Origin of the sequence: Agromyces allii (genome assembly GCF_009749385.1) — a bacterium.
In the GTDB taxonomy this organism is placed as follows: Bacteria; Actinomycetota; Actinomycetes; order Actinomycetales; family Microbacteriaceae; genus Agromyces; species Agromyces allii.
Genome location: NZ_WBIN01000014.1, coordinates 51,877 through 72,500, shown reverse-complemented (window position 1 = coordinate 72,500; position 20,624 = coordinate 51,877). Strand labels below are relative to the sequence as shown.

Below are 20,624 nucleotides of genomic sequence, written 5' to 3'. Positions count from 1 at the left end.
AGGCCCATGCGGCTGCCGACCTTGCGCGGATTCCGGACATCGAGGCGCCGACGGCTCGAAGCGCCTCCCCCACGCGCGTAGCCTCGGCAGAGTGAACTCCAGCACCACGCCGACGACGTCCGCACCGGCCGCGAACGGCGGCCCCGCGGCATCCGCCCCCCGTCAGCCGAAGCGCCTGTCGACCTGGCTGCAGTTCATCGCGATGGGGCTCGTGTGGGGCTCGAGCTTCCTGTTCATGAAGGTCGCGCTCGAGGGCGTCTCGTTCGGGCAGGTCGCGTGGTCGCGCACCGTGCTCGGGGCGCTGGCGCTCGGCATCATCGTGCTGATCATGCGCCCCCGGGTGCCCGCCGCCGACGGAACGCCGGGGCCCGTCCTCCCGCGCGAACGCATCGTCTGGCTGCACTTCCTCGTGGTGTCGGTCACGACGTGCGTCATTCCGTACCTCTGCTTCGCGTGGGCCGAGCAGTACGTGTCGTCGAGCCTCGCGTCGATCTACAACGCGACCACGCCGATCATGACCGCGCTCATGGCGACGCTCGTGTTCCGCGTCGAGCGGCTCGGGCTCGGGCGCTGGGCGGGCGTCGGCGTCGGCATCCTCGGCGTCATCGTCGTGATCGGGCCGTGGCAGTACTCGGCGCTCACCGGGTCGCTCGCCGGGCAGCTCGCCTGCCTCGTCGCGACCCTCTGCTACGGCTTCACCTTCGGCTACCAGCGCAAGTTCCTGAGCCAGCGGCCGATCGCCCCGGCGACCTTCGCGTTCCTCTCGATCGGCGTCTCGGCGGTCGTCATGCTCGCCCTCACGCCCTGGCTCGCGCTCGAGCCCGTCGACCTCGACCTCGCCGCCGGCGGTGACGGCTGGCTCATTCTCGGTGCGCTGCTCGCGCTCGGCGTGCTCGGCACGGGCCTCGCCTACATCTGGAACATCAACGTGCTGCGCGCGTGGGGCCCGACGGCCACCTCGACGGTGACCTACGTGACGCCCGTGGTGGGCGTCGCGCTCGGCGTGGCCCTGCTCGGCGAGCGGTTCTCCTGGCACGAGCCGATCGGCGCGGCGCTCGTGCTGCTCGGCATCCTGCTCACGCAGGGCAGGCTCCGGATGCCGCGACGCCGCGCCCGCGCGTAGGCGCCCGCCCGCGGCATCCGCACGCACGTCGGCACGCCGTTCGAGACAACCGTCTCGAAGGGGTTGACAGTCCCGCCCGCACGTGGTTGGTTAGTCAGTGAAGTAACGAACCAACCAACTAGCAGGGCGAGGCGGCATGGACGAATCGCGACCGATCTTCATCCAGATCACCGAACAGGTCGAGAACGACATCATCGAGGGCACGCTCGCCGAGGGCGCGCAGATCCCGTCGATCAACGAGTTCGCGACCTTCCACCGCATCAACCCGGCCACCGCGCTGCGGGGCGTCAACCGGCTCGTCGACGACGGGACCGTCGAGAAGCGAAGGGGCATCGGAATGTTCGTCACCATCGGCGCCAGGGAGCGCCTCATCGAACGGCGTCGAGCCGACTTCGCCGACACCTACATCAGACCGCTCATCGTCGAAGCCGAGAAGCTCGGGCTCGACGTCGACCAGCTCGCTGCGCTCATCCGCGCGGAAAGGATCGAATCATGACCACCGTCGTTCGCGCGCAGGGCCTGACCAAGCGCTACGGCTCGTTCACGGCCGTCGACGCCGTCGACTTCACGCTCGAAGAGGGCCGCATCTACGGCCTCCTCGGTCGCAACGGCGCCGGCAAGACCACCATCATGCAGCTGCTCACAGGCCAGCTGTTCCCGAACGGCGGGGAGCTCGAGGTCTTCGGCCGAACGCCCGCCGAGCACGCCGACGTGCTGCGCCGGCTCTGCTTCATCGCGGAGTCGCAGCGCTACCCCGAGGACTTCACGCCCGCGCACGTCTTCAAGTCCGCCCCGTGGTTCTTCGAGAACTGGGACGCCGCGTTCGCCGAGCGTCTCGTCGCCGACTTCCGCCTGCCGACGAAACGCCGCATCAAGAAGCTCTCGCGCGGCCAGCTCTCCGCGGTCGGCGTCATCGTCGGGCTCGCGAGCCGTGCACCCCTGACGTTCTTCGACGAGCCGTACCTCGGCCTCGACGCGGTCGCGCGCCACATCTTCTACGACCGGCTGCTCGAGGACTACGCCGAGCACCCCCGCACGATCGTGCTCTCGACGCACCTGATCGACGAGGTCGCGAACCTGCTCGAGCACGTGATCCTCATCGACCAGGGCCGCATCCTGCTCGACCGCGACGCCGAGGAGGTGCGCGGTTCGGCCACCACCATCGCCGGCGCGCGGGCCGCGGTCGACGCGTTCACCGCCGACCGGCCGGTCATCGGCCGCGAGGGCATCGGCGGACTCGCGTCCGTCACGATCGACGGGCGTCTCGACCAGGCCGAGCGCATCCGCGCCGCCGAGCTCGGCCTCGAGCTCGCGCCCGTCTCGCTCCAGCAGCTCATCGTCCACCTCACCGGCACCGACCTCGCCGGCACGGCCGAACAGGAGAAGGCAGCATGACCACCGCAACCGCGACCCCGCTCGTGCGCACCGAGAGCCGCGCCCGCCTCAACGAGATCTGGCGCATCGTGCGCCTGCACACCGTCAACCCGTCGATCTTCTTCGGCATCCCCTGGCTGATCCTCGGCGGTGCCTGGGCGGTCACCATGGTCCTCGCGCTCATCGTGGCGAGTGCCTCGGGTGCGCCGGCCGACGACATCCTCACCGGGTTCCGGTACAGCTGGGCGGTGCTCTCGCCGCAGTGGTACCTCGTGGCCGTCGGCGTGCAGGCCATCGCGTTCACGTTCTCGTTCGCGCTCGGCTTCGGCGCGACCCGCCGCGACTACTGGCTCGGCACGAGCGTCATGTTCGTGCTCGTCGCGGTCGAGATGGCCGCCGCCATCGCGACGCTCGTGCAGATCGAGAAGATCACGAACGGCTGGTGGATCGGCGCGGGCATGTTCGACGCCCTCTGGTACGGGCAGACCACGTGGCTGAACGACTTCTACACCTCGTTCGCCCTGCAGATGTTCGTGCTGTTCGTCGGAGCCGGCGCCACGGCCATCTACATGCGGTGGCGCATGAAGGGCATGCTCTCGCTCACGGCGGCGCTCATCGTGGTCGTCCTCGGCGGGCTCGCGCTGCTCACCGCCACGAACTCGTGGATCGGCCTCTGGACCTGGCTCGCGTCGATCGGCATCACGGGCGTCTTCACGCTCGTGCTCGGCCTCGCCGTCGTCTCCGCCGTCGGCGGGTACCTCGTGATCCGTCGGGCGACGCCCCGCTGATCGGCGCCCCGGGTGCGGGGCGTGCAGAGGCCGCGGCGCGGCATCCGGTGGGGGTCGGATGCCGCGCCGCACTGTCGCGTCCGGGCACCCGCGCTGCGACCCATGCGTAGGTGGAATTGCGGATGCCGCGACACCCGCCCGTGCGTAGCGTCCGGGTGTGCCGGGCAGGGCGAGCCCGCCGTGCCGTGCGCAGAGGCGGCGCCGCGCGCCGCGGAGAGGACGGACATGGAAGTCGCAACTCGACGCAGGAGGCCGACGGCGCTCGTCGCGGTCGCCGTCGCGACCGCACTCGCAACGCTCGGCGTCGCCGCCCCGGCGTTCGCCCACGGATGGATCGGCGGCTCTGCCTCCGAGCTCGTCGCCCGCCAGGTGATGCCCGGGAACACGGGGTTGGGTGCGGTGACGTACGAACCGCAGAGCCTCGAGGCCCCGGGCGGGTTCCCCGAGACGGGCCCCGCTGACGGGAAGATCGCGTCGGCGGGCATCGCCCAGTTCTCGGAGCTCGACGCGCAGACCTCGACGCGGTGGGTCAAGAACGAGATCACGCCGGGCCCGCACAGGTTCGGCTGGACCTATACGGCACCGCACAACACCGACCAGTGGCGGTACTACATCACGAAGAACGGCTGGAACCCGAACGAGCCGCTGAAGCGGTCGTCGTTCGAGCTGCTCCAGGTCGTGGCGCACGACCACTCGGCGGCGAACAGGAACCCGGTGCACACGATCACGATCCCGAGCGACCACTCGGGCTACCACGTGATCCTCGCGGTGTGGGAGGTCTGGGACACGCCGAACGCGTTCTACAACGTGGTCGACGTGAACATCTCGGGCACGCCGACGACGCCGACCGTTCCGCCCACCACGCCACCGACGACGACGCCGACCACCCCGCCGGTGTCGACCACGCCGACCGTGCCGACGGGCGTGCACAGCATGGGCACGACCTCGTCCAGCGTCGATCTCATGTGGGCGGCCTCGACCGACGACCGCGGCGTCACGGGCTACCGGGTCGAACGGGCGTCGGCGACCGGCGCGTTCGCTCTGGTCGCGCAGCCGACCGGCACGACCTGGTTCGACACGGGCCTCGCGGCCTCCACGACGTATCGGTACCGGGTCGCGGCGGTCGACGGCGACGGCAACGTCTCGGCGTTCAGCACGGTGTTCCAGGTCGCGACGGCCGCCGGGTCGGGAAGCACCGCGCCCGCCTGGAACCCCAGCGGCGCCTACACGAAGGGCGACCGCGTGAGCCACGGCGGCGTCGTCTACGAAGCCGTGCAGACGCACCAGGGCGTGGGCGATCCGAGCTGGATCACCGCGCGTTCGCTCTGGAACCCGGTGGGCTGAGCCGGCGGCGACCACCCCGTCCGACGCCGCGGCGCGGCATCCGCCTCCCCTCGGATGTCGCGCCGCGGTCGGGTGCGGCGTACATCTGGAGGCGGATGCCGCTGGCCGACGGATACGCCTGCAGCCCGACGCGCCACGCCGGCCGCCCGAGCAGGCTGGAGGCATGAGTTCGTTCGTGATCGAGGCAGCAGGCCTCACCAAGTCCTTCGGTTCCGCGCACGCGCTGGCTGGCGTGGACCTCCAGGTGCGCACCGGCGAGTCGCTCGCCATCATGGGCGCATCGGGGTCGGGCAAGACGACCCTGCTGCACTGCCTCGCGGGCATCACCCGCCCCGACTCCGGAACGGTCGGCTTCCGTTCCGGCATCGGGCTGGTGCCGGTCACCGAGCTCGGCGAGCGCGAACGTTCCCGACTGCGCCGGGAGGCGTTCGGGTTCGTCTTCCAGCAGGGGCTCCTGATTCCGGAGCTCACCGCGGTCGAGAACGTCGCGCTCGCACTCATGCTGAACGGGATGCCGCGGGCGACCGCCGAGCAGCACGCCCGCGGGTGGCTCGCCGCCCTGGGCCTCGCCGGGCTCGAGGAGCGTCGCATCGGGCAGCTCTCGGGCGGGCAGGCGCAGCGCGTCGCCATCGCCCGCGCGCAGGTCACGGGTGCGACCGTGGTCTTCGCCGACGAGCCGACCGGCGCCCTCGACTCGCAGACGAGCGCCGACGTGATGGGCGCACTGCTGCACTCGACCACGGGGCAGGGGCGCACGCTCGTCGTCGTCACGCACGATCCGGATGTCGCGGCCAGGTGCTCGCGCGTCGTCGTAATGCGCGACGGGCGCATCGTGGGCGAACGCCAGGGCGCACGCAGCGTGCACCCCGCCGCCGCGGCCCGAGTGGAGGCGCAGGCCGCTGCCGCCGCTGCCGGCTCCGCCGGTGCTGCGGGTACGCCCGAGGGGCCGCGCGCATGATCGCCCGGGTCGCGTGGCTGCTCGCACGACCGGGATCGGCCGGCGCCGCGGCATCCGTGCTCCCCGTCGTCGCCTTCGGCGTGGTCACCGCGCTGCTGCTCACGGTCGCGGGCGGCGCGCAGACGTTCTTCACCTGGACCGACGACACGTCGATGCTGTACCAGTCGCTCGCCGTCATCGCGCTCGTGCTGCTCGTCGTGCCGCTCGTCTCGTTGGGCGGGGCAGCGGCCCGGCTCTCGGCGCGGCGACGCGACGACCGGCTCGCCACCCTGCGGCTGCTCGGCGCGACGCCGGGCGTCGTGCGCGCGCTCGCCGTCATCGAGGCGGCCGCATTCGCGCTCGCCGGGGCGGTGCTCGGGGTGCTCGCGTACCTCGTCGCCGTGCCGTTGATCGGGCTCATCCCGTTCCGCGGCGAACCGCTCGGTGCGGCGGGCGTGCTGCTGCCCTGGTGGGTGCTCGTGGCGGCCCCGATCGCGGTGGCCGCGCTCGCCGCGATGAGCGCGGTGCTCGGGCTGCGGCAGGTCGTCATCTCGCCGCTCGGCGTGCGCACCCGCCAGGAGGCGCCCCGCCTGCACTGGATTCGCGTGGTCGCCGGGGTCGGCGTCGTCGCGTTCGCCTATGCGCTCATGAGCGTGATCGGCGTCGCGCAGGTCGCGCTCGTGCTCATCACGATGCTCGCCGTCGCGTTCGGCGGCACGCTCGCGGTGCTGAACCTCATCGGCCCGTGGGTGATCCGGCTGATCGCGAGCGCGCAGGTGCGCCGTGCGAAGACCCCGGCCCGACTGCTCGCCGCGCGTTCGGTGCTCGAGTCGCCGAAGGCCGCGTGGCGGCAGGTCGGCGGCGTCGCGATGACGAGCTTCATGGCCGTCTTCGCGGGGGTCGGCGTCGGCCTGCTCGGTGCGGCCGCCGCCGACGGGGGCAACGGCGACCCGGAGTCGGCCATGCTCCTCGCCGACGTGCGCACCGGCATCCTGATCACCGTCGTGGGTTCGTTCCTCATGGTCGCGTGCTCGGTCGGCGTCGGACAGGCCGCCGCGATCCTGGATCGTGCCGACCTCTACCGCAGCCTCGACATGCTCGGCATGCCGGTCGCCACGATGGAGGCCGCGAGGCGCCGCGCGGTCATGTCCCCACTGCGCGTCACGGCCGTCGGATCGGCCGTCATCGCGGCGATCGTGATGCTGCCGCTCACGGGCATCACGCTCATCGTCGCGCCGCTCTCGCTCGCCGTGATCGCGGGCGTGCTCGCCGCGGGCATCGGCATCGTCTGGCTCGGACTCGTCGTGACGCGACCCGTGCTCGACCGGGCGGCCGCCGGGTAGGGTCGAAGCATGACTGAGGGCCCTACCGACGAACGGGATGCCGCGATGACCGAGCTGCTCGGCATCCGCTCGAGCATCGACAACATCGACGCGGCCCTCATCCACCTGCTCGCCGAACGGTTCAAGTTCACGCAGAAGGTCGGGCGCCTCAAGGCCGAGCACGGCCTGCCGCCGAGCGACCCGGGCCGCGAGCAGCGCCAGATCGCGCGCCTGCGCGACCTCGCGGTCGACGCGCACCTCGACCCCGCGTTCGCCGAGAAGTGGTTCAACTTCGTCGTCGCCGAGGTGATCCAGCACCACGAGGAGATCGCCGGCGGGACACGCCCCGAATGAACTGGTACCCGCTTGCGCTCCCGCAGCAGGCGGGGCGCCGCTATCTCGTCACCGGCGCGAACCGGGGACTCGGGTTCTTCACCGCCGCACGGCTCGCCGCGGCGGGCGCGCACGTCGTGCTCGCCGGGCGCAGCGCCGAACGGCTCGACGCCGCACGGTCCGCGATCCGCGGCGCCAGGCCCGCGGCATCCGTCGAGGCGATCGTGCTCGACACCTCGTCGCAGGCCTCGGTGCTGCGCGCGACCGACGCGCTGCTCCAGGTCGAGCCGTTCGACGGCATCGTCGCCAATGCGGGCATGGTGCACACGCCGCGTACGCGCGAGCTCTCGGTCGACGGCGACGAACTCGTACTCGCCACGAACGTGCTCGGACACTTCACGCTGCTCGCCCGGCTCGTGCCGCATCTCACGCTCGGCGCGCGCGTGGTGCTGCTCGGTTCGCTGTCGAGCCGCCTCTCGACCTTCCGCCTGAGCGACCTGCAGCTCGAGCACGGCTACGACTCCTGGCGCGCCTACGCCCAGTCGAAGATCGCCTCGCAGATGCTCGGCTTCGAGCTCGACCGCCGTCTGCGTGCCGCGGGCGTGGCCGTCTCGAGCGTCGTCGCGCACCCCGGCTACTCGGTCAGCGGCCGCACGCCCACCGTGCCCGGCGTCAACGAGCCCAGCCGTCGCGACCGGTTCGGCGACGCACTGCAGTCCGCCTGGGCGCAGGGCAAGCATCGCGGCGCCGAGGTGCCACTGCACGCCCTGACGGCACCGGATGTCACGGGCGGGCAGTTCTGGGGCCCCGAGTACCTCACGCGGGGTGCGCCCGCACTGCAGAAGCCGACGCGAGTCTCGAGCGATCCCGCCCTGGGCGCCCGGTTCTGGACCTTCGCCGAAGAGACCACGGGCCGCGAGTTCACGGTCGGCGCATGAGCGAGGTCGAGCGGCGGCGCGAGCCCGGGCCGGGGTCCGGGTCGCGGCGCGAGCCGCAGCCCGAGCCGCAGGGCCTGCTCGCCCGCACCTTCGCCCGACCGTCGGTGCGCCGTGTGCTCTCGCGCATCGTCGTCGTGGTCGGCGTGCTGCTCATGCTCGCCGGCGTGCTCACGGCTCGGTACGGCTACCTCGTGGTCGGCGTCATCGTGCTCGGGCTCGGCGCAGCGCTCGGCCCTGGCCGCATCCGCCGCTGAGCGGCCGCGCAGCGCACCCTCGCCCGCCTTCGCCTGGTCCCGCGCGCGATCTGCACCCGACCTGCACACCCGCTGCGCACGCGCTGCGCACGATCTGCACGTGGTCTGCGCGGGAGCGCACGAACCCCAGCGGCCCCAGCTCATTCACCTGCCGGTAACCATGCCGACGGATGCCGTTGGCGGCGGCTGCCTACGGTGGGAATCCGGAACGCACAGCACGCGCTCGCACCGGGCGCTCGGCCCAGGAGAGCGAGGCGGGCAGCCGCGATGCACACTGTCGACCGCCGGAGCGAGCACGACGTGATCGTGAAGCCCTCGCCCGTCGCCATGGTCTGGAACGAGCCGGGGCGCCCGCAGGACGCCCTCGCCGTGCCCGGTGTGCACCTCTGCGACGGCGAGGCGCTCGTCGAGGTCGAGCTCGCCACGATCTGCGGATCCGACATCCACACCGTGCTCGGGCACCGTCCGGCCAGGTCGCCGCTCGTGCTCGGACACGAGCAGGTCGGCCGCGTCATCGCGCTCGGCGCCGGAGCCGTGCGCAGCGACGGGACGCCCCTCGAACTCGGCGACCGCGTGGTCTGGTCGGTCACCGTGAGCTGCGGCACCTGCGACCGGTGCCGCCGCGGACTCACGCAGAAGTGCCGCACGCTCGCCAAGTACGGCCATGAGCGCGTGCACCGAGGGTGGGAGCTCTCCGGCGGATTCGCCACGCACGTGCAGCTCCGCGCCGGCACGTCGATCGTGCGCATCTCCGAGGAGCTGCCCGCGGTGGTGGCGGCGCCCGCCTCGTGCGCGACGGCGACCGCGGTCGCGGCGCTGGCCGCGGCATCCGCCCGTGTGGATCTCGACGGCGCCCTCGTGCTCATCACCGGCGGCGGCATGATCGGGCTCACCGCCGCGGCCCTCGCGCTCGAGGCCGGCGCGACCGTGATCGTCTCCGAGCCGGATGCCTCGCGGCGGGCGTTCGCGCGTCGACTCGGCGCCCTGAGCGCCGACCCGCGCGCCCGGGCCGACGGATCGGAGCGGCTCGAGTCCGTGCTGGCCGCCGCGATCGGCACCGACACGCGTGAGGTGCTCGTCGCGATCGAAGCCTCGGGGGCCGCCGCCGGTGTCCGCACCGCGGTCGCCAAGGTGGGCGTCGGCGGCGTCGTCGTGCTCGTCGGCAGCGTCACGAGCGGCAGCGAACTCTGCATCGACCCCGAGTCGCTCGTGCGGCGGCTCGCGAGCATCACGGGTGTGCACAACTACGACGCCCGCCACCTCGAGCACGCGGTCGCCTTCCTCGAACGGGCCTGGCGCACGCTGCCGCTCGACGAGCTCGTCGGGTCGACCCACGCGCTCGCCAAGCTCGACCACGCGCTCGACGAGGCCGCGTCGGGTCGACACATCAGGGTCGGCGTCGCCCCCGGGCGGCGGGCCGCCCCCTAGCTGCTCCCGCCGGGGACCGGTTCGAGGGAACATTGGGGGATGACCCCGAACCCCGGACCCGGCGGGAGCCTCACCGATCGCAGGCCGGTTGCGTGACGCGGTGCCCGGTTCGGGGCACGATGGAGACATGATCAGCCGAGAGCTCGCCCTCGCCCTCCGCGAAGCCGGACTCGTGTGGCACCCGCTCTCGGGCGACCGGTTCCAGCTCGACCTGCCGAGCGATGTCGAGGCCGAGGCCGAGGCCGACGTCTTCACGGTGAGCGAGATGACGATCGAGGCGCGCCGGCATCCGACCGGCACGGTGCTCGCGTTCAACGGCACGACCGAGTGGGCGCTCGACTCCGTCGCGCTCGTCGACGCCGTGTGGCTGCCCCGCGAAGACCAGCTTCGCGAGCTGCTGCGCGCGACGTTCCGCTCGCTCACCCGCCTCGACGACGCGTTCGAGGTCGAGATCGAACTCGGCGGCGAACGACTGCGGTTCGAGCACCCAGAGGTGGCCGAGGCGTACGGACTGGCCGTCCGCGAGCTCGTCGGCAGGTCCCGATGACGGATGCCGCGGTCGCGCAGGCGCGCACGCTCGTGGCCGACGCCGCAGAGCTGCTGCGGACCGCCGGAGCGCGGCAGGAGACGCTCGCCGAACTCGTGCCCGAACGACGCGTGCTCGGCATCCCCCGCGCCGCGCGCATGACGCCCGTCGGGCGGGTCTGGCGGCTCGGCGTGCTGCTCGTCGATGAGCACGGCAACCTCTGGGACACCGGGCGCGTGGTGCGCGCCGAGCGTGCTGCCCGCAAGAGCATCACGTCGGAGTCGGTGGCCGAGCAGCGTGCGCTCCGCGCGGCCGCGGTGAAGGGCGGCATCCCGGAGGGCGAGACCGTCGCCTTCGATGCGAGCCCGGTCGACTTCGACGTGCTCGCCCGCGACGCGGCCTCCGGCCCGCTCGTCGTGCGCGACGACGAGGTGTTCGTGCGCTGGAACCCGACCTCGCCCGACGCCCTCGCGCCGCTCGCGCGGTACCTCGCCGAACGCGTCGAGCTGCTCGCGCACCCGCCTGCGGGCGCCTGACGCACCCCGCCAGTCCGCGAGTGGGCTGTCGGCGAACCTTGGCGTGCGGATGCCGCCAACTTCGCCCACTCGCGGAGAGGCCCGTGAAGCAGGGGAGCGTCAGTCGCGCTCGGGATCCCCGTCGGTGCGCGACGGACGCACCTCGCTGGCCTGGATCGACTCGATGACCGAGTCCTGCAGGCCCTTCTGGCCGGTGTGCAGCTCCTGGTGGATCTCGAGCGAGCCCATGAGCGGGCCGAAGGCCGCGCGCATGCGCTGACCCCGTTCGGCGCGTACCGCGCGCACGGTCATGCCGACGACGAGCGCGAGCACGAACAGCGCCGTGAGGCCGCCGATGATCATCTCCATGCCGCCCATCAGACGCCCCGCACCCATCGCCGCCAGTCGGACTGCTGGGTGTAGCCGAGCGAGGACCAGAGCGACTGCCCGAGGTCGTTGTACTCGAGCACCATGGCGTCGATCCGGCTCACGCCGAACGCCGCGAGGCGCGCCTCCGCGCGCCGCATGAGCTCGCGCGCGATGCCGCGTCGTCGGTGCGACGGCAGCACGGCGAGCCGGTACAGGTGCGCGCGCCAACCGTCGTAGCCGGCGATCACGGTGCCGACGATGCGTCCCTCGGCCCGCGCGACGATGAGTGCGTCGGGGTCGCGTTCGAGCTGGCGGGCCACGGCGTCGGGGGTGTCGATCGGGCGGCCGTCGTTCTCGCCGGCGACCTGCCAGAACGCGATCAGCCCGGGGATGTCGTCGCGGGTCGCGGTGCCGTAGGAGATGCCGTCGTGCGCGGCATCCGCTCGGATGCCGGCGACGGATCCCGCGTCGGATGCCGCGTCGCGGGCGCTGCCCGGGTCGAACCCGAATGCCGTGATCGGCGCGAGCGTTCCGTCGCGCAGTTGCTCGAGCACGAACCGCTCGTGGTGCACGACGCGCTCGGGCAGGTCGGCGAGGTCGAACCAGCGCAGGTCGGATGCGGTGGTCTCGAGCAGTCGGGGCTCGCCGCTCCACGAGCGGCAGGCGAAGAAGAAGTCGACGCGCTGCTCGACGGTCGCCGAGGTCGGGCCGGTGCGGTGCATGGTGGTGAGCGGCACGAGATCGGCGGGCTCGACGGCGACGCCGATCTCCTCGGCCGCCTCGCGAACCGTGCCGTGCACGACCGACTCGCCCGCATCGACGTGGCCGGCGGCCGAGGCGCCCCACCACCCGTCGTAGTAGCCGGTGCCCGAGCGCAGCTGCAGCAGCACGCGCGACCCGTCGAGCAGGAAGACGTACCCCGCCGGGATCAGGCTGAAACGGCCGTGGGCGGCCGCGTACTCGTCGGAGTACGCCTGCCGCCCACGGCCGGTGGTCATGCGCGTCGGCTCAGTATCCGACGATGGGGCCGAACGCGTCGGCGAGCGGGGCGCGGTTGACACCCCGCAGCTCGTCGATCGACACGGTGAAGGCGTCCTGCACCTCGAGGGCGCCCGACGCGGCGTCGGTCACGCCGATGCGGCGCACGGGGTAGCCCCGGCCGTCGCAGAGGCCGCGGAACTTCACGTCGTCTTCACGGGGCACCGTGACGATGACGCGGCCCGCCGACTCCGAGAAGAGCGCGGTCGCGAGGTCGATGCCGGCGTCGGCCGTGACCTCGCCGAGGAACACGCGAGCGCCGACGCCGAAGCGCGACACCGCCTCGGCGAGGGCGATCGCGAGGCCGCCGTCGCTGAGGTCGTGCGCCGAGTCGATGAGACCCTCGAGCGCCGCTGCGGCGAGCAGCTCGGCGAGCGTCTTCTCGCCCTCGAGCGACACGGCCGGCGGGCGTCCGCCGAGGTGGCCGTGCACGGTGCCGGCCCACGCGGAGCCGTCGAGCTCGAGCGCGGTGTCGCCGAGGAGGTAGATGTTGTGGCCGTCGTCCTGCCATCCGCTGGGGATGCGGCGCGCGACGTCGTCGATCACGCCGAGCACGGCGATGACCGGCGTCGGGTGGATCGGCACGTCACCGGTCTGGTTGTAGAACGAGACGTTGCCGCCGGTGACGGGAATGCCGAGCTCGAGGCATCCGTCGGAGAGGCCCTCGACGGTCTCGGAGAACTGCCACATGACCTCGGGGTTCTCGGGGGAGCCGAAGTTCAGGCAGTCGCTGACGCCCATGGGCTTGGCGCCCGTGACGGCGACGTTGCGGAACGCCTCGGCCAGCGCGAGCTTCGCGCCCTGACGCGGGTCGAGGTACGAGTAGCGGCCGTTGGCGTCGGTCGCGACCGAGACGCCGAGCCCCGACTCCTCGTCGACGCGGATCATGCCGGCGTCGTCGGGGGCGCCGAGCGCCGTGTTGCCGAGCACGTAGGAGTCGTACTGGTTCGTGACCCACGCGGCGTCGGCCTGGTTGGCCGAGCCGACGAGCTTCAGGAACTGCTCGCGGATCTCGTCGGGCGTCGCCGGACGGTCGAGCTTGGCGGCCGTGTCGGCCTGCAGCGCGTCGATCCAGGTGGGGTACGCGACGGGGCGCTCGTAGACCGGGCCGTCGACGGCGACGGTGCGCGGGTCGACGTTCACGATCTCCTGGCCGTGCCACATGATGCTGAGGCGGCCGGTGTCGGTGACCTCGCCGAGCACGCTGGTCTCGACGTCCCACTTCTTGACGACCTCGAGGAAGCCCTCGAGCTTCTCGGGCTTGACGATCGCCATCATGCGTTCCTGGCTCTCGCTCATCAGGATCTCTTCGGGCGTGAGCGTGGGGTCGCGCAGCAGCACGTCGTCGAGCACGATCGCCATGCCGCCGTCGCCGTTCGAGGCGAGCTCGGAGGTCGCGCACGAGATGCCGGCGGCGCCGAGGTCTTGGATGCCCTCGACGAGGTCGCCCTGGAAGAGCTCGAGGCAGCACTCGATGAGCACCTTCTCGGCGAACGGGTCGCCGACCTGCACCGCGGGGCGCTTGGTCGGGCCGCCCTCGGCGAACGTGTCGGACGCGAGGATCGAGGCGCCGCCGATGCCGTCGCCGCCCGTGCGGGCGCCGAAGAGCACGACCTTGTTGCCCGCGCCCTTGGCGTTGGCCAGGTGCAGGTCTTCGTGGCGCAGCACGCCCACGGCGAGGGCGTTCACGAGCGGGTTGGCCTGGTAGACCGAGTCGAACCAGGTCTCGCCGCCGATGTTCGGCAGGCCGAGGCAGTTGCCGTAGAAGCTGATGCCCGAGACGACGCCGTGCACGACGCGCGCGGTGTCGGGGTGGTCGATGGCGCCGAACCGCAGGGCGTCCATGACGGCCACCGGGCGGGCGCCCATCGAGATGATGTCGCGCACGATGCCGCCGACGCCGGTCGCGGCGCCCTGGAACGGCTCGATGTAGGAGGGGTGGTTGTGCGACTCGATCTTGAACGTGACGGCCCAGCCCTCGCCGATGTCGAGCACGCCGGCGTTCTCGCCCATGCCGACCATGAGGTGCTTCTTCATGTCGGGCGTGACCTTCTTGCCGAACTGGCGCAGGTACACCTTCGAGGACTTGTAGGAGCAGTGCTCGCTCCACATGACCGAGTACATCGCGAGCTCGGCGCTCGTCGGGCGCCGGCCGAGGATGTTGCGGATGCGCTCGTACTCGTCGGGCTTCAGGCCCAGCGCGGCGTACGGCTGCTCCTTCTCGGGAGTGGCGGCGGCGACGTCGACGGTGTCGAGCACCGCAGTCGTCGGGGCGGCGATGTTTGCTGGGGTGTTGATGGTCACGAGTGGCGAGCTCCAGAAGACGGCGGCGATGCGGATGCCGCGGGGCGAATGCCTGACCCGCTCAGTCTACTTGCCCGCGCATACCCCGAGAACGGCGAGCGGATGCCGCGTGCACGGCCCTCTCGGCCCGCCCTCGGCATCCGCTCGGTACACTGGTGGCGGTCGTCGGATCCCGTCGGCCCTGGGCGCGCACATCGGCGCGCACTCCTCGTGGCGGTTCGCGCACTTGCGGAGCCCCGCCCGCGCCCCCACGAGCGACGTTCGCTCAGGCACATCACATGACCTCTTCGATTCCTACGGTGCATCCCGCGCCGCCGTTCCCGTGGCTCGGGCTCATCGTGCTCGCCTCGGCCGTCTTCCTCTCGGTCACGATCGAGATGCTCCCCACGGGCCTGCTGCCCGACATGAGCCGCGAGCTCGACGTTCCGGAGCCGCTCATCGGCCTGCTCGTCACGGTGTTCGCCGCGACGGTCGTCGTGCTGACCGTGCCGCTCGCGGCGCTCACGAAGCGCGTCGGGCGCCGCCGGCTCATCGTGATCACGCTCGCCGTGCTCGCGCTCAGCTGCGTGCTGACCTCGATCGCTCCGAACTACCCGACGGTGCTCGTGACGCGCGTGATCGGCGGTGCGGCGCACGGCGTGTTCTGGTCGGTCGTCGGCGCGTACGCCGGCCACCTCGTGCCGAAGGAGCAGCTCGCCCGCGCCGTGTCGATCTCGGTCGCCGGCGGATCGGCTGCATTCGTGCTCGGCGTGCCGCTCGGCACCGCGCTGGGCCAGGCGCTCGGCTGGCGCGTCGCGTTCGCCGCGATGGGCGCGCTCACGCTGCTCGGCGCCCTGCTCGTGTGGCGGTTCCTGCCGGCCGTCCGGCACCACGCCGGTGAGGCGGATGCCGCGCCCGTTCGGGTGCGCAAGGACCCGACGTTCCTGCCGGTGATCGTCGTCTGCGTCATCACCGCGACCGCGATGATCGGCATGTACAGCTTCTACACGTACATCGCGCCGTACATGACGGATGTCATGGGCCTGCCGTCCAGCGCGATCAGCCCCATGCTGCTCGCCTACGGCATCGCCGGCGCGGTCGGCCTCGTGCTCGCGGGCGCGGTCCTCGGGCGGCGTCCGACCATCGGGCTCGTCGTCGCGATGGTCGCGACGGCCCTGGGCGCGGCCGGGCTCGCGGCGTTCCCCGAGGTGCCGGGCGTCTCGATCGCCGCGTTCCTGCTGTTCGGCACCGCGTTCGGCGCGCTGCCGACGATGCTCAACACGCGGCTGCTGCACTCTGCCTCGGCGAAGATCCGCGACGCTGCGGCATCCTTCTACACGACCGCGTTCAACACGGGCATCGGCGGTGGAGCCCTGCTCGGCGCGGCGCTCTACGGCATCATCGGCCTCGCCGCGCTGCCGTGGGTGCTCGTGGTGCTGTTCGCGTGCGCCACGACGGCGCTCGTCTGGACGGCGCTCGTCAACCGCGCCGGCCGGTAGCCGTTCCGCCGGTCGAGGAGGCGCTTCAGCGCCGTCTCGAGACCAGCGCCCCCCAACGCTCGTCACGCTGGTTTCGAGACGCTTCGCTCCTCGACCGGCGAGACGTCAGGCCGCGCCGCCCCCGGTCGGGCCGATCATCAGCAGCACGGTGAACGCCGCCGCGACGCCGATGACGCCCACGGCGATCGAGACGACCGGGCGTGCGAGCACGAGACGCAGCACGCGGTTCGGGAACGAGCCGTCGGCGGGGTGGTCGCCCGCCACCCGACGCCAGTCGCCCTCGAGGTGGCCTCGGCGCACGAGCCAGAGCTCGAACGGCACGGTCGCGTAGGGCACGATCGCCGTCAGCAGCGCGAAGGCGATGCGGCCGAGGTTCCAGCGCTGGTTGACGCCGACCACGACGGCGATCACGGCGTAGGCGAGGAACACGAACCCGTGGATGCCGCCGCCGATCGTCACGGCGATGTCGACGCCGAACCCGTACTTCAGCACCATGCCCGCGATGAGCAGGGTCCAGGTGATCGCCTCGGCGACGGCGAACGTTCGGTACAGGCGTTTCGGTGACACGGGGGCTCCTCGGGTGGGGGTCCTTCCATCGTGTCATCAGGGCCTGGGCGGATGCCTCAGCCGAACGATTGATTGAACGCGTACCCTTGACCGGTGACCGATCAAGACGTACGCACGCTCGTCGAATCGCATCTGGCGACGATTCCCGACTTCCCCGAACCGGGCATCCTCTTCCGCGACCTGACGCCGGTGTTCGCCGACGGTCCCGCCTTCCACGCGCTGTCCGAGGCGCTGACCGAGCCCTTCGCCGGGCGCTTCGACGTGCTCGCCGGCGTGGAGGCGCGCGGATTCCTGCTCGCCGGGGCCGCGTCGGTGCTGAGCGGCGCGGGCGTGCTGCCCGTGCGCAAGGCGGGCAAGCTGCCGCGCAAGGTGCTCCGCGAGGAGTACGCGCTCGAGTACGGCACCGCTGCGCTCGAGGTCCACGAGGGCGAGCTCCCGCCCGGCACGCGCGTGCTCGTCGTCGACGACGTGCTCGCCACGGGCGGCACGGTCGGGGCGGCCGCACGGCTCGTCGAGCGCGCCGGATGGCAGGTGGCCGGCATCGCGGTCGCGATCGAGCTCGTCGACCTCGGCGGGCGCGAGGCGCTCGGCGACCGCTACGAGATCTTCTCGCTGCTGCAGTACTGAGCCGGCGGCGAGGAGTTCTACTCGCCTGAGCCCACGCCCAGTTCGACGGTGTGCGTCGGCACGAACTTCACCTCGACCTCGGCAGGGTCGACGCCCTGCGCTCGCAGGGCGTCGGCGAACGTCGAGGGGTCGGGGTCGTCACCACTGCCCTCGAGCTCGACGGTGACGGCGCCGCTGCCGCCGGTCACGCCGACGACGCTCCAGCCGGTGCCGTCGACCCACTGCTCGGCCGCGGCGTTGACGGTGGTCTGGTCCGTGAAGTCCTGTACGCGCTGCACGGTCGTGACGGTGAGCGGCACGACCACCACGATCGCCATGAGCGAGAGCACGATCGCCGTGTTGCGGCGACTCCGGCCGAGCACCGCGGGGTCTCGCGGGGGCGTCGCGAGTCGACCCGCACCGTAGACGGCCATCACGACGATGCCCGTGCCGATGATCGCGGCGACGTTCGTGAGGAACAGCAGCATCGCGCCGAGCGACTCGTCGGGGACGCCCGATTCGAGCGTCAGCCCGACGACCGACAGCGGGGGCACGAGCGAGATCGCGATCGCGACGCCCGGCAGTGCGTCGGCGATGTCGCGGCGCACAAGTGCGATCGATCCGACGACGCCGGTCGCGAGCGCGGCGAGGAGGTCGATGAGGCCCGGGGAGACCCGACCGGCGACCTGCGAGTTCGTGGCGGCCGTGACATCCGTCACCGTGAGCAGGCCGACGACGAAGCCGATGCCGATCGCGGTGCCCGCACCGGCGACGAGCAGGAACAGTGAACGGAACAACCCGCTGCGATCGCCCAGCACGGTCGCGAGCATCGTGCCCTGGATGGGCAGCATGAGCGGCGCCACGATCATCGCGCCGATGACGGTGGCGGTCGAATCGGCGACCACGCCGGCGGCGGCGATGATCGACGCGAGGATCAGCAGGATCCAGAATCGACTGATCTTGTGCGGCGCCTGGGGGCCCTCGAACAGCACGGCGTCGCGCATGTACACGATGTCGTTCAGCTGGGGCTTGGGCTTCAGAGGGGCTGCGTCGGTCATCCGGTCCGCCGATCGTCGCGTCGATGGGTGCTCGCCGAGCCTATCCGCGTGCGGACGCGGGCCTGTGGCAGCCTCCGTAGACACGCCGAGGCAGGCGGGCGGCGCCGACGCCGCTCATGCGGGTGCAGCCGCCTGCCGCGCCCGCAGGTCCTTGCGCAGGATCTTGCCCGAGCTCGACTTCGGCACCACGTCGATGAACTCGACCGCGCGCACCTTCTCGTGCGGCGCGACGTGCTCGGCCACGTACGCGATGACCGCGTCGGCGTCGAGGTCGGCGCCGGCCTGGGCCACGACGAACGCCTTCGGGATCTCCTGCCCGTCGTCGTCGAGCACGCCGATGACCGCGGCGTCCGCGACATCCGGATGCCCGAGCAGAACGGCCTCGAGCACGGCCGGCGCGACCTGGTAGCCCTTGTACTTGATGAGCTCCTTGAGCCGGTCGACGATGCGGTAGACGCCGTCGGCCGTGACGGTCGCGATGTCGCCCGTGTGCAGCCATCCGTCGGCGTCGAGCATCTGGGCCGTCGCCTCGGCGTTGTTCAGGTAGCCCTTCATGACCTGCGGGCCGCGGATCCACAGCTCGCCCGGCTCGCTCGGGCCGTCGGCCGGCACGTCGACGTCGGCGCCGGACTCGACGTCGACGACCCGCGCCTCGGTGCTCGGCAGCAGGTGGCCGATGCTCGAGCGATCGAGATCGGGCCGGTCGAGCGGGATGACGTGGGTCACCGGGCTCGTCTCGGTCATGCCGTAGCCCTGGCAGACGATGCAGTCGAGGCGTTCGGCGACGAGTTCGGCGAGCGCCCCGTCGAGCGGCGCCGCACCCGAGAAGACGACCTTGACGCTCGAGAGGTCGGCCTCGGCGACGAGCGGGTGCTTCGCGAGCGCGACGGCGATCGGCGGCGCGATGAACACCCACGTCGCCCGGTACTCGCCGATGACCCGCAGGAACTCGACGAGGTCGAACTTCGGCATCGTGACGAGGCTCGCGCGGCACTTCAGCGCGTAGTTCAGCAGCACGGTCATGCCGTAGATGTGGAAGAACGGCAGCACCGCGAGCACGCGGTCCGACGACTCGAGGCCGATCGACTCGACGTTCTGGGCGACGTTGGCCACGAGGTTGCGGTGCGTGAGCATGACGCCCTTCGGACGACCGGTGGTGCCCGACGAGTACGGCAGCACGGCGAGGTGCTCGGCCGGGTCGAAGGAGGCCTCGGGTGCTGCGTGCCCCTCCGACAGCAGGTCGCGCAGGGACGGGTACCCCTCGGCGCCGTCGAGCACGACGAGGTGGTCGTCGGCGATGCCGACCCGTTCGGCGGCGGCCTTCGCCTGGGGGAGCAGCGGCGACACCGTGAAGAACCAGGTGGCACCGGCATCCGTCAGCTGGTTCGCGATCTCGTCGGGCGTGTAGAGCGAGTTCACGGTCGTCGCCGTGGCCCCCGACCGCAGGATGCCGTGGAACACCGTCGCGAAGGCGGGGACGTTCGGGCAGAGCACCGCCACCACGTCGCCCACGCCGACGCCGCGCGCGGCCAGCGCTCCGGCGAGCAGCTGGATCTGGCCGACCAGCTGGCGGTAGGTCGTCGTGGCCCCGCTGGTGCCGTCGACGATCGCGACGGCGTCGAGGTCGGCCTCGGCCAGGCTCCCGAACAGGTAGTCGTAGACGGACAGTTCGGGAACGGTCGTGTCGGGGCGCGGGCTGCCGGCCATCGGATCTCCTTCGATCAACGGGTGCAGCCATCATCCGTCATCGAAACGATCGAGGGAAGGGCGGATGCCGCGGTCGGCCGCATCCGTCGAGGTCAGGAGTTGGTGCCGTCGGAGGTTCCCGTGTCGTCGCCCTGCGTGCCCTGGTCGCCGGGCTGCCCGCCCTGCCACGGGCCGCCGCCGTTCGGAGGTTCGGGCATCTCGCCGTCGCCGCCGGGGAACTGGCCGGGTCCGCCCTGGAAGTCGCCGCCCGACGGCACCCCGAGCATGCCGTTCAGCAGCGAGCTCGCCGATCCGGCGGCGAACCCGCCCGTGAACGAGAGCAGCACCAGCAGCACGCCGCCCGAGACGAGCACCCACACGCGGCGGTACCACGGGGTCTTCGCTGCCGGCGTCGCACCGATCGCGGGAGCGGATGCCGGTGTCGCACCGGTCGGTGCCGCCGCTCCGTCGGCGCGCGGCGTGGGGTACGTGGCGGTCATGGGCTCCTCCGGAGGCGGGAGCGGGGCGGTTCCCCGCGCTGGCCTCCAGTCGACCCCGAGCCGCTATGCGGAACCCCTCATGCGCCAATGAATCGGCCGAGAGTGCGTGCCGCCGAAGGGCGGAGACGCGAATGGG

At 72.0% G+C, this 20,624-nt stretch carries 22 protein-coding genes; 15 read left to right on the top strand and 7 right to left on the bottom strand.

What is annotated here, in order from left to right; translation table 11 throughout:
* The first annotated feature begins 175 nt into the window (after positions 1–175).
* From GQR16_RS17345 to GQR16_RS17285, 13 genes are all read left to right on the top strand, one after another.
* Complete coding sequence (locus GQR16_RS17345) at positions 176–1,123, top strand: DMT family transporter (protein WP_157416470.1); 948 nt, start codon at positions 176–178, stop codon at positions 1,121–1,123.
* Between the two features lie 136 nt (positions 1,124–1,259).
* Positions 1,260–1,619 carry a GntR family transcriptional regulator gene (locus tag GQR16_RS17340; RefSeq protein WP_157416419.1) on the top strand — a complete coding sequence of 120 codons (360 nt, stop codon included), beginning with the start codon at positions 1,260–1,262 and terminating at the stop codon, positions 1,617–1,619.
* Positions 1,616–2,518 carry an ABC transporter ATP-binding protein gene (locus GQR16_RS17335; protein WP_157416418.1) on the top strand — a complete coding sequence of 301 codons (903 nt, stop codon included), beginning with the start codon at positions 1,616–1,618 and terminating at the stop codon, positions 2,516–2,518. Before GQR16_RS17340 ends, GQR16_RS17335 begins: the two co-directional genes overlap by 4 nt.
* Positions 2,515–3,285, top strand: coding sequence for a hypothetical protein (locus GQR16_RS17330; protein WP_157416417.1), 771 nt, complete (start codon positions 2,515–2,517; stop codon positions 3,283–3,285). Before GQR16_RS17335 ends, GQR16_RS17330 begins: the two co-directional genes overlap by 4 nt.
* Before the next feature lie 225 nt (positions 3,286–3,510).
* The gene (locus GQR16_RS17325) at positions 3,511–4,629 is read left to right on the top strand and encodes a lytic polysaccharide monooxygenase (protein WP_157416416.1); all 1,119 of its coding nucleotides are present in this window, start codon (positions 3,511–3,513) and stop codon (positions 4,627–4,629) included.
* 163 nt (positions 4,630–4,792) lie between these two features.
* The gene (locus GQR16_RS17320) at positions 4,793–5,587 is read left to right on the top strand and encodes an ABC transporter ATP-binding protein (RefSeq protein ID WP_157416415.1); all 795 of its coding nucleotides are present in this window, start codon (positions 4,793–4,795) and stop codon (positions 5,585–5,587) included.
* Entirely contained in the window at positions 5,584–6,909 is a 1,326-nt protein-coding gene (locus GQR16_RS17315) for an FtsX-like permease family protein (protein WP_157416414.1), read from the top strand. The genes GQR16_RS17320 and GQR16_RS17315 overlap by 4 nt, the downstream gene beginning before the upstream one ends.
* Positions 6,910–6,918: 9 nt before the next feature.
* Positions 6,919–7,242, top strand: a complete 324-nt coding sequence (locus GQR16_RS17310; protein WP_157416413.1) for a chorismate mutase — start codon at positions 6,919–6,921, stop codon at positions 7,240–7,242.
* Positions 7,239–8,159 (top strand): SDR family NAD(P)-dependent oxidoreductase, encoded by a 921-nt coding sequence (locus tag GQR16_RS17305; protein ID WP_157416412.1) that lies wholly within the window; start codon positions 7,239–7,241, stop codon positions 8,157–8,159. Before GQR16_RS17310 ends, GQR16_RS17305 begins: the two co-directional genes overlap by 4 nt.
* On the top strand, positions 8,156–8,413 hold the full coding sequence (locus GQR16_RS17300) for a hypothetical protein (RefSeq protein WP_157416411.1): 258 nt from the start codon (positions 8,156–8,158) through the stop codon (positions 8,411–8,413). The genes GQR16_RS17305 and GQR16_RS17300 overlap by 4 nt, the downstream gene beginning before the upstream one ends.
* Positions 8,414–8,680: 267 nt before the next feature.
* The gene (locus GQR16_RS17295) at positions 8,681–9,841 is read left to right on the top strand and encodes an alcohol dehydrogenase catalytic domain-containing protein (RefSeq protein WP_157416410.1); all 1,161 of its coding nucleotides are present in this window, start codon (positions 8,681–8,683) and stop codon (positions 9,839–9,841) included.
* Between the two features lie 127 nt (positions 9,842–9,968).
* On the top strand, positions 9,969–10,388 hold the full coding sequence (locus tag GQR16_RS17290) for a pilus assembly protein CpaE (protein ID WP_157416409.1): 420 nt from the start codon (positions 9,969–9,971) through the stop codon (positions 10,386–10,388).
* A complete protein-coding gene (locus GQR16_RS17285) occupies positions 10,385–10,903 on the top strand; it encodes a hypothetical protein (RefSeq protein ID WP_246200912.1) in 519 nt (172 codons plus the stop codon). The genes GQR16_RS17290 and GQR16_RS17285 overlap by 4 nt, the downstream gene beginning before the upstream one ends.
* A 99-nt stretch (positions 10,904–11,002) precedes the next feature.
* Here GQR16_RS17285 and GQR16_RS17280 read toward each other — a convergent pair whose 3' ends face one another.
* The 3 genes from GQR16_RS17280 to purL are packed head-to-tail and all read right to left on the bottom strand — an operon-like array spanning position 11,003 to position 14,593.
* A complete protein-coding gene (locus GQR16_RS17280) occupies positions 11,003–11,251 on the bottom strand; it encodes a hypothetical protein (RefSeq protein WP_157416408.1) in 249 nt (82 codons plus the stop codon).
* 8 nt (positions 11,252–11,259) lie between these two features.
* Positions 11,260–12,249 carry a GNAT family N-acetyltransferase gene (locus GQR16_RS20140; protein ID WP_343032931.1) on the bottom strand — a complete coding sequence of 330 codons (990 nt, stop codon included), beginning with the start codon at positions 12,247–12,249 and terminating at the stop codon, positions 11,260–11,262.
* 10 nt (positions 12,250–12,259) lie between these two features.
* Positions 12,260–14,593 (bottom strand): phosphoribosylformylglycinamidine synthase subunit PurL, encoded by a 2,334-nt coding sequence (gene purL, locus GQR16_RS17265; protein ID WP_425482627.1) that lies wholly within the window; start codon positions 14,591–14,593, stop codon positions 12,260–12,262.
* 278 nt (positions 14,594–14,871) lie between these two features.
* On the opposite strand from purL, the gene GQR16_RS17260 reads away from it, so the two are divergent.
* The gene (locus tag GQR16_RS17260; RefSeq protein WP_157416407.1) at positions 14,872–16,071 is read left to right on the top strand and encodes an MFS transporter; all 1,200 of its coding nucleotides are present in this window, start codon (positions 14,872–14,874) and stop codon (positions 16,069–16,071) included.
* A 105-nt stretch (positions 16,072–16,176) separates the two neighbouring features.
* Here GQR16_RS17260 and GQR16_RS17255 read toward each other — a convergent pair whose 3' ends face one another.
* Positions 16,177–16,638 carry a DUF3817 domain-containing protein gene (locus GQR16_RS17255; protein ID WP_157416406.1) on the bottom strand — a complete coding sequence of 154 codons (462 nt, stop codon included), beginning with the start codon at positions 16,636–16,638 and terminating at the stop codon, positions 16,177–16,179.
* Between the two features lie 93 nt (positions 16,639–16,731).
* Between GQR16_RS17255 and GQR16_RS17250 the strand changes: the two genes are divergently transcribed.
* Positions 16,732–17,265: an adenine phosphoribosyltransferase gene (locus GQR16_RS17250; protein ID WP_157416405.1), complete on the top strand. Its 534-nt coding sequence runs from the start codon at positions 16,732–16,734 to the stop codon at positions 17,263–17,265.
* A gap of 17 nt (positions 17,266–17,282) precedes the next feature.
* On the opposite strand, the gene GQR16_RS17245 is transcribed toward GQR16_RS17250, so the two are convergent.
* The 3 genes from GQR16_RS17245 to GQR16_RS17235 form a co-directional block, all read right to left on the bottom strand.
* Entirely contained in the window at positions 17,283–18,302 is a 1,020-nt protein-coding gene (locus GQR16_RS17245) for a DUF389 domain-containing protein (RefSeq protein WP_211373566.1), read from the bottom strand.
* Between the two features lie 114 nt (positions 18,303–18,416).
* Positions 18,417–20,009, bottom strand: coding sequence for an AMP-binding protein (locus tag GQR16_RS17240; RefSeq protein WP_157416404.1), 1,593 nt, complete (start codon positions 20,007–20,009; stop codon positions 18,417–18,419).
* A 92-nt stretch (positions 20,010–20,101) separates the two neighbouring features.
* Positions 20,102–20,488, bottom strand: coding sequence for a hypothetical protein (locus GQR16_RS17235; RefSeq protein WP_157416403.1), 387 nt, complete (start codon positions 20,486–20,488; stop codon positions 20,102–20,104).
* Positions 20,489–20,624: the final 136 nt, after the last annotated feature.